This is a genomic window from Arsukibacterium sp. UBA3155, assembly GCA_002364615.1.
Taxonomy (GTDB): Bacteria; Pseudomonadota; Gammaproteobacteria; order Enterobacterales; family Alteromonadaceae; genus Alishewanella.
This window is the reverse complement of record DEYP01000028.1, coordinates 239,346-254,570: the sequence shown is the minus strand read 5'-3', so window position 1 is coordinate 254,570 and position 15,225 is coordinate 239,346. Positions and strand designations below refer to the sequence as shown.

General features: G+C 50.3%; 15 protein-coding genes. 8 read left to right on the top strand and 7 right to left on the bottom strand.

Annotated elements, in window-relative coordinates; all coding sequences use genetic code 11:
* Positions 1-52: 52 nt before the first annotated feature.
* The gene (gene plsY / locus B2X65_RS16345) at positions 53-658 is read right to left on the bottom strand and encodes a glycerol-3-phosphate 1-O-acyltransferase PlsY (RefSeq protein WP_290614431.1); all 606 of its coding nucleotides are present in this window, start codon (positions 656-658) and stop codon (positions 53-55) included.
* Between the two features lie 137 nt (positions 659-795).
* On the opposite strand from plsY, the gene folB reads away from it, so the two are divergent.
* Genes folB through B2X65_RS16330 form a run of 3 tightly spaced genes read left to right on the top strand, consistent with a single transcriptional unit; the run spans position 796 to position 2,488 of the window.
* A complete protein-coding gene (folB, locus tag B2X65_RS16340; protein ID WP_290614429.1) occupies positions 796-1,188 on the top strand; it encodes a dihydroneopterin aldolase in 393 nt (130 codons plus the stop codon).
* On the top strand, positions 1,188-1,685 hold the full coding sequence (gene folK / locus B2X65_RS16335) for a 2-amino-4-hydroxy-6-hydroxymethyldihydropteridine diphosphokinase (RefSeq protein ID WP_290614427.1): 498 nt from the start codon (positions 1,188-1,190) through the stop codon (positions 1,683-1,685). Before folB ends, folK begins: the two co-directional genes overlap by 1 nt.
* The gene (locus B2X65_RS16330; RefSeq protein ID WP_290614425.1) at positions 1,682-2,488 is read left to right on the top strand and encodes an undecaprenyl-diphosphate phosphatase; all 807 of its coding nucleotides are present in this window, start codon (positions 1,682-1,684) and stop codon (positions 2,486-2,488) included. The genes folK and B2X65_RS16330 overlap by 4 nt, the downstream gene beginning before the upstream one ends.
* Before the next feature lie 24 nt (positions 2,489-2,512).
* Here the strand turns inward: B2X65_RS16330 and B2X65_RS16325 are convergent, their stop codons facing one another.
* The gene (locus tag B2X65_RS16325) at positions 2,513-3,745 is read right to left on the bottom strand and encodes a multifunctional CCA addition/repair protein (protein ID WP_290614424.1); all 1,233 of its coding nucleotides are present in this window, start codon (positions 3,743-3,745) and stop codon (positions 2,513-2,515) included.
* A gap of 79 nt (positions 3,746-3,824) precedes the next feature.
* Here B2X65_RS16325 and B2X65_RS16320 point away from each other — a divergent pair, with 79 nt between their 5' ends.
* Both B2X65_RS16320 and B2X65_RS16315 read left to right on the top strand, forming a co-directional pair.
* The gene (locus tag B2X65_RS16320) at positions 3,825-4,760 is read left to right on the top strand and encodes an ExeA family protein (RefSeq protein ID WP_290614423.1); all 936 of its coding nucleotides are present in this window, start codon (positions 3,825-3,827) and stop codon (positions 4,758-4,760) included.
* Complete coding sequence (locus tag B2X65_RS16315) at positions 4,760-5,560, top strand: general secretion pathway protein GspB (protein WP_290614422.1); 801 nt, start codon at positions 4,760-4,762, stop codon at positions 5,558-5,560. The genes B2X65_RS16320 and B2X65_RS16315 overlap by 1 nt, the downstream gene beginning before the upstream one ends.
* 81 nt (positions 5,561-5,641) lie before the next feature.
* Here the strand turns inward: B2X65_RS16315 and B2X65_RS16310 are convergent, their stop codons facing one another.
* Complete coding sequence (locus B2X65_RS16310) at positions 5,642-6,781, bottom strand: HD-GYP domain-containing protein (RefSeq protein ID WP_290614421.1); 1,140 nt, start codon at positions 6,779-6,781, stop codon at positions 5,642-5,644.
* Between the two features lie 273 nt (positions 6,782-7,054).
* Between B2X65_RS16310 and B2X65_RS16305 the strand changes: the two genes are divergently transcribed.
* Entirely contained in the window at positions 7,055-7,552 is a 498-nt protein-coding gene (locus tag B2X65_RS16305; RefSeq protein ID WP_290614419.1) for an Lrp/AsnC ligand binding domain-containing protein, read from the top strand.
* Positions 7,553-7,561: 9 nt separating this feature from the next.
* Here the strand turns inward: B2X65_RS16305 and B2X65_RS16300 are convergent, their stop codons facing one another.
* On the bottom strand, positions 7,562-8,179 hold the full coding sequence (locus B2X65_RS16300) for a TIGR04211 family SH3 domain-containing protein (protein ID WP_290614416.1): 618 nt from the start codon (positions 8,177-8,179) through the stop codon (positions 7,562-7,564).
* A gap of 142 nt (positions 8,180-8,321) precedes the next feature.
* On the opposite strand from B2X65_RS16300, the gene B2X65_RS16295 reads away from it, so the two are divergent.
* Both B2X65_RS16295 and glnE read left to right on the top strand, forming a co-directional pair.
* Positions 8,322-9,311 (top strand): inorganic triphosphatase, encoded by a 990-nt coding sequence (locus B2X65_RS16295; protein ID WP_290614414.1) that lies wholly within the window; start codon positions 8,322-8,324, stop codon positions 9,309-9,311.
* A complete protein-coding gene (gene glnE / locus B2X65_RS16290) occupies positions 9,308-12,103 on the top strand; it encodes a bifunctional [glutamate--ammonia ligase]-adenylyl-L-tyrosine phosphorylase/[glutamate--ammonia-ligase] adenylyltransferase (RefSeq protein WP_290614412.1) in 2,796 nt (931 codons plus the stop codon). Before B2X65_RS16295 ends, glnE begins: the two co-directional genes overlap by 4 nt.
* Before the next feature lie 36 nt (positions 12,104-12,139).
* Here the strand turns inward: glnE and B2X65_RS16285 are convergent, their stop codons facing one another.
* The 3 genes from B2X65_RS16285 to tolC all read right to left on the bottom strand — a co-directional run bounded on the left by B2X65_RS16285 (position 12,140) and on the right by tolC (position 15,142).
* Positions 12,140-12,712, bottom strand: a complete 573-nt coding sequence (locus B2X65_RS16285) for a TcpQ domain-containing protein (protein WP_290614410.1) — start codon at positions 12,710-12,712, stop codon at positions 12,140-12,142.
* Between the two features lie 2 nt (positions 12,713-12,714).
* A complete protein-coding gene (lpxL, locus tag B2X65_RS16280; RefSeq protein WP_290614408.1) occupies positions 12,715-13,674 on the bottom strand; it encodes an LpxL/LpxP family Kdo(2)-lipid IV(A) lauroyl/palmitoleoyl acyltransferase in 960 nt (319 codons plus the stop codon).
* Between the two features lie 109 nt (positions 13,675-13,783).
* A complete protein-coding gene (gene tolC, locus B2X65_RS16275; RefSeq protein ID WP_290614406.1) occupies positions 13,784-15,142 on the bottom strand; it encodes an outer membrane channel protein TolC in 1,359 nt (452 codons plus the stop codon).
* Between the last annotated feature and the right edge of the window lie 83 nt (positions 15,143-15,225).

Below are 15,225 nucleotides of genomic sequence, written 5' to 3'. Positions count from 1 at the left end.
TTGGGAACTTTGTTTTTTATAAAAAGAGTTTTATTATTGAAACGCTAAAGAATCACTCGCGAATGCGCTTAGATTTATCCCACACTTTGCTCTCTTTGCCCTGATACAGCCGGACAATATTCTGGCGATGGCGGGCAATAATCAAAATGCTCAGCATTAATACCGGGATGGTATATAAGGGCTTTATCCACCAGGTAAACAGCGGTGCTAATGCCACAGTAATAATAGCGGCTAACGACGAGTAGCCACTTAGTGCCACCAGTAAAATCCAGCTGGCAATGAGCAGCCCGGCCAGATCCAAGCCTATTGGCATCATGGCGCCAAACGCGGTAGCCACCGCCTTGCCACCTTTAAAGCCGAAAAACACCGGGTAAATGTGGCCTAAACAGGCACAAATGGCGATAGCGCCAAGCCAGATGGGTTCAATTTGTAAAAAATACGAGCCCCAGACCGGAATAGTGCCTTTTAATATATCAAACACCAACACCAGTACTGCCGGGAAGGCACCGCCGAGGCGTAACACGTTAGTAGCACCTGGGTTGCCTGAACCGTGAAAGCGGGGATCGGGCAGGCGAAAAAGCTGGCATACCAGCACTGCTGATGACACCGAGCCTAATAAATAGGCAGCAAACATCATAATAACAATCAGCAGGGTCATTCCGACGGTTCCTCAGCACCAGTTTTTACGATAAGATTGCCGCTCGCTTTATAGCAGCAGAATAAGGGCTTGGTGGCTATTTACCTATCCGACCAGCCTACCTTAAACGAAAAATAACGCAATCCGGATTTAACTGAATGGACATAGTTTTTATAAAACAGCTACAAGTCGATACCGTTATCGGAGTTTACGACTGGGAGAAATCCATTCAGCAGCGGTTGTTGCTTGATTTAACCCTGACAGCTGACCAGCGCACGGCCGCCGCGACCGACGATATCAGCCTGACCCTCGATTATGCCGTTATTGCTGAAAAAGTGACGACGCTGATCACCGCCCAGCCGATAGAGCTGATTGAAACCGTAGCAGAACGGGTGGCCAGCATGTTACTGACGGAATTTGCCACCAGCAAAGTAGAAGTGACTGTCAGCAAGCCAGGTGCGGTGGCTCAGGCGCAAACGGTCGGTGTGCATATTGTTCGCACAGCCGCAGCGGTCAGGGAGTCGTCAATGACGGCACGGGAGCAAGCCTGATGGCTCGTATTTTTATCAGTATTGGCAGCAACACAGACCGCGAGCACTATGTTCGGGCCGGCGTATTGTCCTTGCAGCAGTATTTTGGTCAGGTGCAATTATCCAGAGTGTATGAAAGCGAAGCGGTCGGCTTTAACGGCGATCCGTTTTACAATCTGGTCGCCGCTACCGATACCGCATTAAGTATTGCCGATTGTGTATTGGTACTTAAACAAATTGAAGATAGCCATGGCCGGATCCGCGGAGCTGAAAAATTTTGTGGTCGCACCCTGGATTTAGATTTACTGACTTACGATCACACGATTTGCCAGCAACCGGTTGTTCTGCCTCGGGGTGAAATTACTGAAAATGCTTTTGTGCTATGGCCAATGGCGGAGTTAGCACCGGACGACATCCATCCGCAAAGCGGGTTAAGCTATGCCAGACTGTGGCAGGATTATCCTAAAAACAAACAACAAATCTGGCCAGTGCCGTTTAATTGGAGTGAGTGTAATTGAGTACGGTAGAAGTTATTATTTTAGCTATTCTGCAGGGCTTTACTGAGTTTTTACCTATTTCATCATCAGCGCACCTTATTTTGCCGTCGGCTATTCTGGGCTGGCGAGATCAGGGTATCGCTTTTGATGTCGCGGTGCATGTCGGCACGTTGCTGGCGGTCATCCTGTATTTCAGGCAGGACATAGGCCGCTTAACCGTAGGCTGGGTGCAAAGCCTTGGCGGTCGCCACAGTACCGATAGTAAATTGGCGTGGTGGGTTATTCTGGCAACCATTCCCGCCGGACTGGCGGGTTTATTAGCGGCAGATTACATAGAAACCTACTTACGTTCACCCTGGGTACTCGCCAGCACCACCATTATCTTTGGTCTGGCATTGTGGTGGGCTGATGCTACGGCGAAACAGCAACAAAGTATGGAGCAGCTTACCTGGGGGCAGGCGTTATTTATTGGTGTTGCTCAGGCTATCTCATTGATCCCGGGTACGTCGCGTTCTGGCATTACCATGACTGCGGCGATGCTACTGGGTTTAGATAAAGTCAGCGCGGCGCGGTTCTCTTTTTTATTATCTATTCCGATTATTATGTTAAGCGGCGGATATCAGGCCAGTAAATTATTGGCCGAACCAACGCGATTTGACTTAAACGCGATATTGCTGGGAATGGGCCTGGCGTTTATCAGCGCGATAATTTGTATTCACTTTTTCCTGAAAGTTATCAGCCGGATGGGCATGCTGCCCTTTGTGATTTACCGGCTGTTATTAGGAGTAGGGCTGATTATTTTCCTCGGGTGGTTTGCCGCCTGAGGCACTTAGTCTTTGAGAAAAAAGCTAATTGTCCTGCCAGGCCCGCTTTGCTGTGCTGATCGCCGCTAAGCGGGCGCGTTGTAACGCATCACCAATGGCTGCACCCTGAATACCCGTGGCGACAATATCGCGCACATTCACCGCCTTAGCGGCATGGGCCAGGTGTTGTAAATAACGGGCCTGCGGGTAGTCAGCCTGCTCAAACCCTGTGCGACCGCGCAAATCAGCCTGACAACAGCATAAAATGTCATCCAGACGCTGTGGTTTACGCCACAAATCAATACCATTAAACAGCTTGAGTATTGTGGCCGACTTTAATTCGCGGGCTTTATGTACCAGCTGATGGTATTCACAGACCAGCAGTGCCAGCTCACGACAATCATTTGGCACTCGCAATCGCTGACACAGCTGCTCAATTAACTTCAGGCCGGTGTACTCGTGACCATGGTGGGACGGCAACAGCTCGGCTTTGGTGACGCCTTTGCCTAAGTCATGCACCAGGGAGGCAAAACGGATATCCAGCCGATCAGACATCGTTGCGGCCTGGCCAAGCACCAGCAGGGTGTGAACACCAGTATCAATTTCCGGATGCCACTTTTCTGGCTGCGGCACTCCCCATAACGCTGCCAATTCAGGCATTAACGCCTGCAGCGCACCGCAATGATAAAGCAGCTGAAAATAAGCGGCCGGGCTTTGGCTGTTTAATGCTTTAGCGGTTTCCTGCCACACCCGCTCCGGGCTTAAGGTTTGTAACTCACCACTATGGCTTAGCTGGCGCATTAACGCCATGGTGTCATCGGCTACCCTAAAGCCCAGGTGGGCGTAGCGGGCATAAAAACGGGCAACCCGCAGCACGCGCAGTGGGTCTTCAGCAAATGCTGCTGAGACATGGCGCAAAACTCTCTGCTCAATGTCAGCCCGGCCGTTAAATGGGTCGATATAATTGCCGTTGTCGTCTCTGGCAATCGCATTGATGGTTAAATCACGCCGTTGTAAGTCCTGCTCCAGGGTAACGTCGGGCGCAGCATAAACGCTAAAGCCGGTGTAACCCTTACCATTTTTACGCTCGGTCCGTGCCAGCGCGTGCTCTTCCTTGGTTTGTGGATGCAGAAACACCGGGAAATCTTTGCCGACCTGTTGGTAGCCTGCCCCCAGCATTTGCTCAGGCGTGGCGCCCACGACCACCCAATCATGTTCATGAAAGGGATAGCCCAGCAGCTCATCACGTACTGCACCACCTACAAGATATCTTTGCACATGCTTTCCTGATTGCTTATTTTTTGCCATTATAGCGCCGTCAGTCTAATTTGCAGCGCTATTAACGCAGGATGCTTTGATGTATACCGGTTTTTTCGGTTTAACCAGTCCGCCCTTTTCAATTGCCCCTAACCCGGATTTTATGTATCTGGGCGCGCGTCATACTGAGGCATTAGCGCATTTACGCTATGGTCTGGGCGATGCTGGCGGTTTTGTGCTGTTAACCGGTGAAGTGGGTACCGGGAAAACTACCGTCTCTCGCACCCTGTTACAGGAACTGGATAGCAATACCGATGTTGCCTTTATTTTAAATCCTACGTTATCTGCATTGGAACTGCTGGCTGCAATTTGTGATGAGCTGAAAATTCGCTATAAAAAAGCGGATGCCAGTTTAAAACTGTTGGGCGATAAAATTACCCAGCGCCTGCAGAAAAATCATCAGGCAGGTAAAAAAACTATTCTGATAATAGACGAAGCACAGCATTTACAGCCAGCGGTGCTGGAGCAGCTGCGTTTGTTGACCAACCTGGAAACCAATACCAAAAAATTGCTGCAGGTTATTTTAATTGGGCAGCCTGAATTGCAGCAGTTACTGCAGCGCAATGACTTACGTCAGTTAGCGCAGCGCATTACTGCCCGCTATCACTTGTTACCGTTGGCTGTAACGGACGTTGAGCACTATTTAAAATACCGGCTGCACGTAGCGGGTTGCAGCCGGCCGGTATTTAGTAGCAAAGCGATTACTGCGCTTTATCAGCACAGTGGTGGTATTCCACGATTGCTTAATTTACTGGCCGATCGGGCTATGCTGGCGGCATATAGTCAGCAGCAAGCCACGGTAGAGCTGGCACAGGTACAGCTGGCGGCAACTGAAGTGCTGCCGCCAAACCAGCAACACGCCGTTGTCAGGCCCAGCCAGACATTGCCAGGCTGGTTGTGGCCGTTATTGACCGCCACTGGTATAGTTGTCGGGTTTTTATTAGCAATGGTGCTAATGCCTATACTGCGAGGTTAATGTTGTCAATTTTAATGGATGCCCTGAAGCAACAAGTCGCGCCGGCGCCTTCACCTCTCGTCAGGCCTCAGGCTGCGAACGGCTGGCGGAACCTGGCGTTAATATTGGGGTTTTTGCTGGCATTGGCGCTGGGCTTTACGCTGGCCAGTTGGTGGCAAAAGGCAAACCATACAGAGCCAACAGCCAGCGCTGCGGTAGTCCAGCAGGTTGAACCTGAACTTGCCAGTAGTGCCAGTATTGTGGCGGCACTGATAAACAACGCACCTGAGCTTGCTAACAAGGAGGCGGCAGCCGTTTCGTCTGAACAACAGCCCGGGCAGCAGTCTGAGCAACAGCAGTTTGAGCCGGAGCGGCGTGTTGGCAGTGTCACTGCGCCAAGCGCAGCAGCCGAACCAACAGTTCGCCCGGCTGAGCAATCAGGCAGTGCTACCGATCCATCAGCAGTACTGTCCGAAGTTGAAGTATCGGATGAACTGCGCCAGCGTTTTGCCTCAGCCATGGCGGCCAGTGAGGGCGTATCCCGACAGCCCCGCGCAGCGCAGCGCGGTTCTGCTGCGCCTGCTAAAGATATCAATGAGCTGGCTGCGCAATTACAGCGGCAAATTCCGCCACTGCGCTTTGAAGCCCATGTTTATGCCACACAGAGCTCGCAGCGCTGGGTGAAAGTGAATGGCAAGAGTTTGCAGGAAGGGCAATGGGTAACGGCCGATATCCGCTTAAAAGAAATTACACCGCAGTTTGTGTTGCTGGAAATGGGCAATGAGTTATTCAGTATGCCCGCGCTAACTGATTTTAACTGATTTTAACTGATTTTAGTTTAGTTATTTTAACTGACTGATTCTGCAATACTCATCGTATTTAATGTGTTGAAAACCGTTTCGTTACAAGTAATTTCGCACATCCAGGCCGTATTTTTTTAAATCGACACAGCCTTCAATATGTTCTTCCTGCTGACGCGACAAATCCATGACTTTTGGAATAATGTGGTGTTGATGAACGCTGTGATAGAACAATTTAACTTTGGGCTGAGTCGGTTTTTTCGGATTATTTTCCAGTACCAAGGCTAACTTACCAGTGGTCAGTTTCACCACTGTGCCCGGTGGGTATACGCCAATGCATTTGATAAACAGCTGCAACAGCTCGGTATCCAGCTGCAATGGGGTCAGGCTTAGTAAATAACGGGATGCGGCTAACGGACTCTGGTTACTGTTGGCCGGGTTGGTTAGCTTCTCATACTGATTCACAATTGCCAGCATCTGACTGCCTTTGGCGATTTGGTTACCTTTGATGGAGGGAGAACCGCTGCCATCAAGTAGTGCACAGTGCTGACTGATCCACAGCGATACCTGCCCAGCTAAATCTTTGTTACGTTGCAGCGCCGCCAGGCTGGTGCCAATAGCGGCAGAGTCGGGTTGATGTATTAACTCTGGCTTCAGCGCCTTACCAACATCATGCAGCAGCGCCGCCGTTATTAACGTTTTACTGCGATCGCTCGGCAGATTGATAAATTTCGCATAGGCTGCAATATAAACCGCGCAGTTAACGCTGTGCTGTAACAAGCTATCGCTTTGTTCGGCAATCCGCGTTAAACAAAGCAACACATCCTGATTGCGACTGACTGAGTCAGATAAACCGGCGCTAACTTCGTGTACCAGCGATAAGTCGATAGGTTGCTGGTTGCGGGTGGCATCGAGCACCAGTTGTTGCACCCGCTGACTTTGCATCAGGGCTTTTTCAGCTCGCGGCCATTCGTCAGCAAATAAATGACGTACCGGCGGGGCATCAGGCTCGGCAATATCCGCTGGGGTTTTTTCGGATGAAGCGGCAGGTTTTTCAGCCTCTAAAAAGCGGCTGGGGTCAACCAGAACAGTCAGTACCCCTTTGGCCTGCAATTGGGCAATGGCTTGCACACTGCGGACCCAGCCAGCATGCTTAACGCTAATATCACCGCGTTGTTCAACTACTTCAACAACGTAGCTGCCGGGTTGTAACTCGGTGACCGGTATTTTCTGATATGCCATCCAATTGCCAGTTTAAACGTAATGCCAAAATAACGAGGTAAGAGTATATGCCTGACGACTTAACCCGACGTTAACCAGTCGACTAAGTGTATCTGTCCTGCGGTAAAATCGCCAGAATACGCGCTTTATAATTTATTTCATTCAAGCATAGCAAATACTGACACTTTTGTTGTTTTTGTTTGTTACCGCCCCGGTCGAGCTGGAGCTGGTTATTTTTCAGTATTATCAGTATATAATCAGACTATCCTGTTACCGAGTCTGGCATTAGCTATCATGAGCTTACCGTTGAAACCGAAAAATCTGGATCGGATTGATCTTAATATTCTGGATACGTTGCAAAAAGAAGGACGGATTGCCAATGTTGATTTGGCAAAAAAAGTGAATTTGAGTGCCAGTCCCTGTATCGACCGGGTAAAAAGGCTGGAAAAAAGTGGCTACATAGAGGGCTACGGAGCGCGGTTAAATGCAGCAATGCTTGGCTTTGGCACCACTGTGTTTATTGAGATCACGCTGGATAACACCACCAGCGCCGTATTTGATCGCTTTAAAGATGAAGTGCTGAAAGTACCGCATGTGGTGGAATGCCATATGGTAGCGGGCGGTTTTGATTATTTACTGAAATTAAGGCTGCCTAATATGGATGCGTACCGGATTATTCTGGAACAAATTGTTGATTTACCGGGGGTGGTGAAAAACCATACCTATGTGGTAATTGAGCAGGTTAAACGGGATACCGGGCTGCCGCTAAAAGCGAACGACAGCCTCGGCTAATGAACTGGTTTACATCCAGCGCTCGCTGTCGCGCCGTTTCGGCCACAGCGCAGGAAGTACTAAACCGAAAATGAGGCCAATTAATAAAATCGCCGAACCAATCACCATCGGGTTTTGCCAGATACTGGTCTGAGTCGCCTCCAGCTGTGCCTTAAGTTGCTCATACGAGCGGTTACCCTGAGCTAACTGCTCCAGTGCTTTCTCCCGTTCAACAATCGCGCTATTAAGCTGGCTGCTTAACTCATTGCGCTCCTGCTCTAATTGCTGGACCTGGTCGCGCTGACTGTTAAAACTCTCGGTCAGCGTCTCTAACTGTGTTACCAACCCCGGGGTATAACTAACATATTCTTTAGGTAACCAGCCGGTTTTATTGTCTTCATAGCGTATTTGCGCATAGCCGCTGTCGGCGTCTTCACTAATAAACGTTACCGGCTGGCCGGCGTTGATCGTGCCGACGATCCGGTATTGATTGCCCGGACCAGAGTGCAGATATACAAACAACGCATCGCTGATAAACGCTGCTTTTTCAGCGCTTTCTTGCTGAGATGCAACAGGCAGACTGAACGCTGTCAGGAAAATTGACAGGAAAAATATCCGGGAAACAGAGCTGCGAAATAATCTAAACATAGGTATCCTAATCTATTCTAAGCAATGATGACGCTTGAGCTGGACTTAACACGATACCCGGATGATAGGGAGTTGTCAGCAAATTGACAAGTGTAAAAGTTGGCTGGACAAGCCGCGGCCTGATAACAGAGGATTGCCTGACATGAGTATCGAGCTGGAATTAAAGTTTTCACTGGCGGTAGCCGAGAGCCAAAAGCTACCAACCTTGCTGGCCTCTTTCGGCATGCTGACCGACCATGGCCCGGCAACATTACTGAATGCTTATTTTGATACGCCGGACAATTGGTTTCGCCGTCACGATATGGGCCTGCGCACCCGGCAGAAAAACGGCCGTTTTGAACAAACGATTAAACTGGCCGGGCAGCAACATGGTGCATTGCAAGCCAGGCCGGAATTTAATAGGCCTGCCACTGGTATTGTGCCCGACCTTACCGCGTTCCCGGCAGAAATCTGGCCTGAGAATACCGATCTGAACCTACTGCAACAACAACTTACCGAGATTTTTCGCACCGACTTTACCCGCCAAAGCTGGCAGTTAACCACGGATGGTACCTTAATTGATGTGGTTTACGATAGCGGAGAGGTGATTGCCGGCAATAAGTCAGAACCGATTGCCGAGCTGGAACTTGAGCTGCTAAGTGGCAGTGTTAATCCGCTCTTTACCCTGGCCGAGCATGTTATTGAGCAGTTGCCCCTGCGCACAGGCTGGCTTAGCAAAGCGGCAAGAGGCTATTTATTAGCTGATAAACAACAGCTTGGCGCACCAAATGCTTCTGAGCAGGGCTTAATTGCCAATCTGAAAGCATTACAATGCACTGAAGCGCTGTTTTACCGAAGCACACCACATCAGCAACTGCCGAATTCGGCAGTGAATTATCCGCCAGTGCCGCCAGCCCAGTCTGGCCTGTTAGCGCAAGCCGCTGATTTTTTGCTGGCGATCAGTGCTGAACTTGCCGTATTACAATATGACAGCTACAGCGAACAGGCGCGGCAACTGGCAGTGCAATTACAGCAAGGTGTACTGGTATTTGACCACAGTGCTTATAACCGCTTGCTGCTGTCGCTGGCAGTTCTGTTATTACCTCCTGTGGCAGCGCCGGCATTAGACACAACGCGTGTGCAGCCGTTATGACTCAGACCAACGATTACTGGCAGGAAGCGTTTGCACAACTGCAAGGCACAGAGCTGGCCCCGGGTAGCCAGCAACAACTTACAGCCCTGCTAAAAGCCAGCCTGTTTTTAGGCCGTACCCTTTGCCAGCAGCCAGAGTTACTGCAGCTGGTGCTGGATAAAGACGCCGTGGTGCAAGCCATCAGCCAACCCTGTCACGATCCTCTTAGTCGTATTGAACTGACTGACGAGGTGGCCATCTTCAGTAAATTAAGACGCTACCGCAACCGGGCACTGGCATTGTTGCTAACGGCCGATATTTATCAGCTGCAAACGACGGAACAGGGGCTGGCGCGGGTATCGGCGCTGGCAGATTGTTTAATTAATAGCGCCTATCATTGGGCCTATCAACTGCAGCAACAGCAAAATGGCACCCCCTATGATGCGCATGACAAGCCGATGCCGATGCTGATATTAGGCATGGGCAAACTGGGTGGAGCAGAGCTTAACTTTTCGTCAGATATCGATCTTATATTTACCTACCCCGGCCATGGTGAAACGCGTGGTGGCCGCCGCGCGCTTGAGCATCAGCAGTTTTTTACCAAAGTGGGTCAGAAACTGATTGCGGCGTTACATCAGGCCACCGCTGATGGTTTTGTCTATCGGGTCGATATGCGCTTGCGGCCCTTTGGTGACAGTGGTCCTTTGGTGCTGAGTTTTGCGGCATTAGAAGACTATTATCAGGAGCAGGGCCGCGACTGGGAGCGTTATGCGTTGCTCAAAGCCCGGGTGTTAAACCCCGATCAGCAGCATGCGGCCGAATTACAGCAACTGCTGAAACCCTTTATTTACCGCCGATATATTGATTTTTCAGCAATTGAATCGCTAAGGCGAATGAAGCAACTGATTGAGCAGGAAAACCGGCGCCGTAATCGGGTAGATAATATTAAGCTCGGTGCCGGCGGTATCCGTGAAGTGGAGTTTGTGGTTCAGACGTTACAGTTAATCCGTGGTGGCCGCATCCCACAGCTGCAGCAACAAAGCTTGCTAAAAGCCTTGCAAGGGCTGGTTGAGCACGAGATGTTAACGCCGGATCAGGCAGCAGAATTAAAGTCCGATTACTTATTCCTGCGCAAGGTTGAGCAGGCGCTGCAAGGCATAGACGATAAGCAAACCCAAACGTTGCCAGCCGATCCCAGCGGCCGGGCTCAGCTGCTGGCGACACTGAATATAGCAGACTGGCCAGCCTTGCATCAGCAGATTGTGGATACCATGGCCCGGGTGCATCAGCAGTTTAAGCTGGTGATTGATCATGAAGACAGTCCGGAGCAGGAAGAGCTTGGCGTGGGGCGCTTGTTATGGGGCAGCCAGCTGGCCGCGGCTGATTTGGCGGAGCAACTGGAGTGGTTGGATACGGCTTCTGCGATAGCGCTTGTCACGGATTTACAGGCCTTTCGGCAGGATTGTCAGAAACGAAGCGTTGGCCCACGTGGCCATGAATTCCTCAGTAAATTAGTGCCTATTTTATTGCACCTAATTCAGACAGAGCAGGCTGACACTTTGGTGCTTGGCCGGGTGCTTGGGGTGTTTAGGCAAATTATGACCCGCACGGCCTATCTTGAACTCTTGTATGAGAATCCGCCAGCGCTGCAACAGCTGGTCAAATTATGTACTCAAAGTGGCTGGTTGGCTGAGCAACTGGCACGTTACCCGATGCTGCTCGATGAGCTGATTGATCCGGAGCAGTTATACCGGGTGGCTGACAAAGCGGATTATCAGGATAGGTTGCGCCAGTATTTATTGCGGGTACCGGAAGACGACTTAGAGCTGCTAATGGAAATATTACGCCAGTATAAGCAGGCGCAGCAATTGCGCATTGCTGCGGCAGATATTAGTGGTGCCTTGCCCTTAATGCAGGTAAGCGATCACTTAACCTGGTTAGCCGAAGTGGTGATGGAACAGGTGGTTGCGCTGGCCTGGCAACAAATGACAGCGCGTTACGGCTTGCCAGTGGGTGCCACTGATGCTGACCGCGGTTTTGCGGTGGTGGCATATGGCAAAATGGGTGGGCTTGAGCTTGGCTATGGTTCCGATCTGGATCTGGTATTTTTGCATCAGTGTGACAGCCTGGACAGCACCAGTGGTGATAAGCCGATAGATTCGCGTCAGTTTTACCTGAAACTAGCACAAAGGGTATTGCATCTGGCAACCACCCGCACCAACAGTGGCGTATTATACGAAATTGATACCAGGCTCAGGCCCTCGGGCAACTCTGGCTTGCTGGCGATCCATATTGATACGTATTTTCAATATTTACAGCAGGAAGCCTGGACCTGGGAACATCAGGCGCTGGTCAGAACCCGTTTAATTATCGGCTCTGAGCGGATGATGAGCTGTTTCTGGAAAATACGGGCAGACATTATTCAGCAACAGCGCGACCCTCTTCAGCTGCGCAACGATGTGACAGCGATGCGACAAAAGTTACGTACGCATCATGGCAGTGCCGACGATGATGTAAAATACAGTGCCGGTGGCATTGTTGATCTGGAATTTATCAGCCAGTACCTGGTTCTGGCGCATGGCCACTCTTATCCGGCGCTGTATCGATACAGTGATAATATCAGGATCCTGGATGCCGCTGGTGAAGCCGGTTTGTTGTCAGCGGAACAGGTTACGGCGCTGCAACAGGCCTATCAGTTATTACGCGGCTGGGGTCACCGGCTTACTCTGGCGCCTGCCCGGGTGCCAACCGAAAGCCGGCTGGCAGACGCCAGAAGTGCTGTGCATCAGGTGTGGCAGATACTATTTCCGTAACCGTCGTGCCAGGTTCAGTCTGGCATCGTGGTGCGCTTAGCCCGCATTGATGGGCTTGCAATGATCTTTCAGATAAGGCGTAAGCCGGCTGGTAATCACTACAGCGCGTTCGTTAGGGCAAAAATAAGTGAGCACCGGCTCGGCAAAGTCAGGGGCTATTGCCTTGCCGATGCTATATACCGTGCCTAGCAAGGTGGTGTCAGTTTGAAAATATTGTTTTACCACGTAATCCCGCGGCAAAGTCCAGAAGAGGGTAATGCCTTCACGCTGCGCATAATTACTGAGGGTGGTTTTTAAGGTTTCTCCGGCACGAAAACGGCGATCAGTTACCAGACCTTGCCAGTTGGCCTCAGCTGGCAGCACTTCGCGGCCACGTTGTGCCAGATTGCGGCTTAACTGACCGCTGGTATCGGGTAGTGAAATATGAAAGTCGCTTTGTTCATTATTACCCGCATGATTACCGCGAATTTTACTGTAAAACTCGCTGAAACCACGGGCTGCCTTGTTCATGGTTTCTTTCTCAAAAATCAGCTCTGATTTTGTCAGTAAAAAATAACCACCGATAACCAGTAACGCCAGGATAAATATGGTGCGAACCCAATACCCCATGTTTATTGCCCCCTAACAGCGCCGGCTGTTGTTTCCGTTTTGTAAAGTGATGGATCGTCGGATTGCGGCCGGGTTTTAAAGCGGCGGTGCAACCACATGTACTGTTCAGGGTGCTTTAATACGGCTTGCTCTACCCACTGATTAACTCGTGTGACGTCCGTTTTATCGTCGCCGCTGGGGAAAGCCGTATAGGCCGGTAGCACGTCAACCTGATAGCCCTGATACCCGGGTAAACGGTAAGTATAGACCGGGATAACCACACAATTGGCGGCATTGGCAAACAGTAATGTGCCGGTAGTGGTGGCGGTTTGCGGCACAGCGAAAAAAGGCACAAATTCAGCGCGGTTGCGGCCGTAGTCCTGATCCGGCAGGTAAAAGCAGACTTCCCGCTGATTAAGCGCCTGAATAAGCCCTTTCACATCGCGTTTGCCAATCATGTATTTGTTCGCACGGCTGCGACCATGATACTGCAGGTAGTCCATCAGTGGGTTATTGTGTGGCCGGTAAAAACCCACGCTGGGGTGAGTTAAGCCAAACACCCGACATGCGGCTTCCAGATGTAAAAAATGCCCTGCCAGCAGCAGCACACCTTTTCCCTGAGCCAGCGCGGCTTCAATATGTTCGTAACCTGAAAAGTGGGCCAGTTTTCGCACCCGCCAGTTGGGCCACCACCAGCCAATAATCGTTTCAAACAGGGCTTTACCCGATTCGGCAAAGTTTGCTTTAAGTAATTTGTGTTGCTCAGTTGGGGGCATGTCAGGAAAACATAAGGCAATATTACGGGCGGCGACTTTACGCCTCGAGCCCATAAGTTTATATAGCAAGGCGCCGACACCACTGCCCATTAGCATTAACAGCCGATAGGGCAACCAGCTTATCAGCCACATCAGGGCAACACCCAGCCATAACAGCCAGTATTGAGGAAGTAAAAAACGCCAGCTAAATTGGGGAGCATTAACCACAGTGGCTGTCTCAAAAGTAAGTAATGTGGCTATTGTAACGAAAAAAACCGGTCAGAACAGACCAAACTGGTAGGAGGTTCACCGCAAATGCGGTGAACCTTAAGCAATATTACTCGACCAATGCCTGGTTAATTGCCAGTAAATCCTGTTCTGACAAGTTACCTGCCGCCTGTTTTAACGACAAAATAGCAATGACATAGTTGTAGCGGGCTGCCGATAAATTGCGGCGGGCTTCAAACAGGTTACGGGTGCTTTGCAATACATCAACAATGGTCCGGGTGCCAACTTCAAAGCCAGCGTCAGTGGCATTTAACGCGCTGTCAGCAGAGATGACCGCTTGCTCTAAAGCGCGGATGGTCGCGATATTGGCGTTAATATCATTAAACGACACCCGTACCTGACGTACCGCAGTGCGGTAGCTTTGTTCTAAATCCTGGCTGGCCGCAACGTAATTAGCCTTGGCCACGTCAGTCGCAGCAACGGTACCACCACCACTGTATAGCGGAACCCGTAAATTCAGGCCAATTCGCTTATTATCCAATCGTGGGGGATTAGTGGGCAGGGAGGTACCAAGAAAGGTACTCGTCGATTCATCATCCCCAGTCCCGTAGGCTGCATCCAGGCTCAGCGTTGGATAGTGACCGGCTTTCGCATTTTCAATATCATTCTGGGCAATTTCCAATGCTAGCTTATTGGCTTTGATATTCAGATTCAACTGTTCTGCTAGTTGCACCCAGGCATCGGCGGTAGTCGGCGAAGGTTGCACGGTATCAAATTTATCAGTATCTAAACTGGCCAGTTCGCTGTGGTACTGCCCGGTTATTTCACGCAGCGTTTCGCGGGCGGTCTCTACCAAATTCTGTGCGGCAATTTCGCGGGCTACCGCACTGTCAAACTGAGCCTGTGCTTCATGGACATCGGTAATGGCGGTTAAGCCTACTGCAAAACGTTGCTTGGTTTGCTCTAACTGGCGCTCAATTGCCCGCTTTTCTGCTTCAGCAAAGCTTAAGCCGTCTACGGCTTCGAGTACATTAAAATACGCCTGTGACACCCGGACAATCAGTCCCTGTATTTCTGCATCCAGAATAGTCTGACTTTGCATAGCCAATTTTTCAGCTGTGTTCAGGTTTTTCCAGTTGGTCCAGTCAAATACCGACTGACTTAGGCCAACTTCAGCGCTCCAGCCGGTAGTGTCCGATTCAATAATCGTCAGTTCATCGCCGACGAATCCCTGGCGCTCGTTAATACTTTTGCTGTAGCCCGCAGTTAAATTCACCTGCGGCAATAAGCGAGCTTTAGAAATATCAATCCGCTCTCTGGCAGCATTACGAACGGCTTCTGCTTTGAGTAACTGAGGATCTTTCTGGATAGCCAGTTGATACACTGTGGTTAAATCTGCAGCAAGAGCGCTAACGCTGAATACGGTTAGCGAAGACAAAATCAGAGTACTTAAAAACGTTTTTTTCATAATCACCAAGTCCTGGCTTAACGGAAATTGAATAAATGATAACCTGTTACGGTAAACTAAGTCAGGATTAAACCGTAAAGTTA

Excerpts from the sequence above, each read along its gene's own strand:
- B2X65_RS16295 (WP_290614414.1), top strand. The coding sequence starts at position 8,322 with ATGAGTATCGAGCTGGAATTAAAGTTTTCACTGGCGGTAGCCGAGAGC.
- folB (WP_290614429.1), top strand. The coding sequence starts at position 796 with ATGGACATAGTTTTTATAAAACAGCTACAAGTCGATACCGTTATCGGA.
- folK (WP_290614427.1), top strand. The coding sequence starts at position 1,188 with ATGGCTCGTATTTTTATCAGTATTGGCAGCAACACAGACCGCGAGCAC.
- B2X65_RS16300 (WP_290614416.1), bottom strand. The coding sequence starts at position 8,179 with ATGTTTAGATTATTTCGCAGCTCTGTTTCCCGGATATTTTTCCTGTCA.
- tolC (WP_290614406.1), bottom strand. The coding sequence starts at position 15,142 with ATGAAAAAAACGTTTTTAAGTACTCTGATTTTGTCTTCGCTAACCGTA.
- B2X65_RS16315 (WP_290614422.1), top strand. The coding sequence starts at position 4,760 with ATGTTGTCAATTTTAATGGATGCCCTGAAGCAACAAGTCGCGCCGGCG.
- B2X65_RS16310 (WP_290614421.1), bottom strand. The coding sequence starts at position 6,781 with ATGGCATATCAGAAAATACCGGTCACCGAGTTACAACCCGGCAGCTAC.
- glnE (WP_290614412.1), top strand. The coding sequence starts at position 9,308 with ATGACTCAGACCAACGATTACTGGCAGGAAGCGTTTGCACAACTGCAA.
- B2X65_RS16285 (WP_290614410.1), bottom strand. The coding sequence starts at position 12,712 with ATGGGGTATTGGGTTCGCACCATATTTATCCTGGCGTTACTGGTTATC.
- plsY (WP_290614431.1), bottom strand. The coding sequence starts at position 658 with ATGACCCTGCTGATTGTTATTATGATGTTTGCTGCCTATTTATTAGGC.
- B2X65_RS16320 (WP_290614423.1), top strand. The coding sequence starts at position 3,825 with ATGTATACCGGTTTTTTCGGTTTAACCAGTCCGCCCTTTTCAATTGCC.
- B2X65_RS16305 (WP_290614419.1), top strand. The coding sequence starts at position 7,055 with ATGAGCTTACCGTTGAAACCGAAAAATCTGGATCGGATTGATCTTAAT.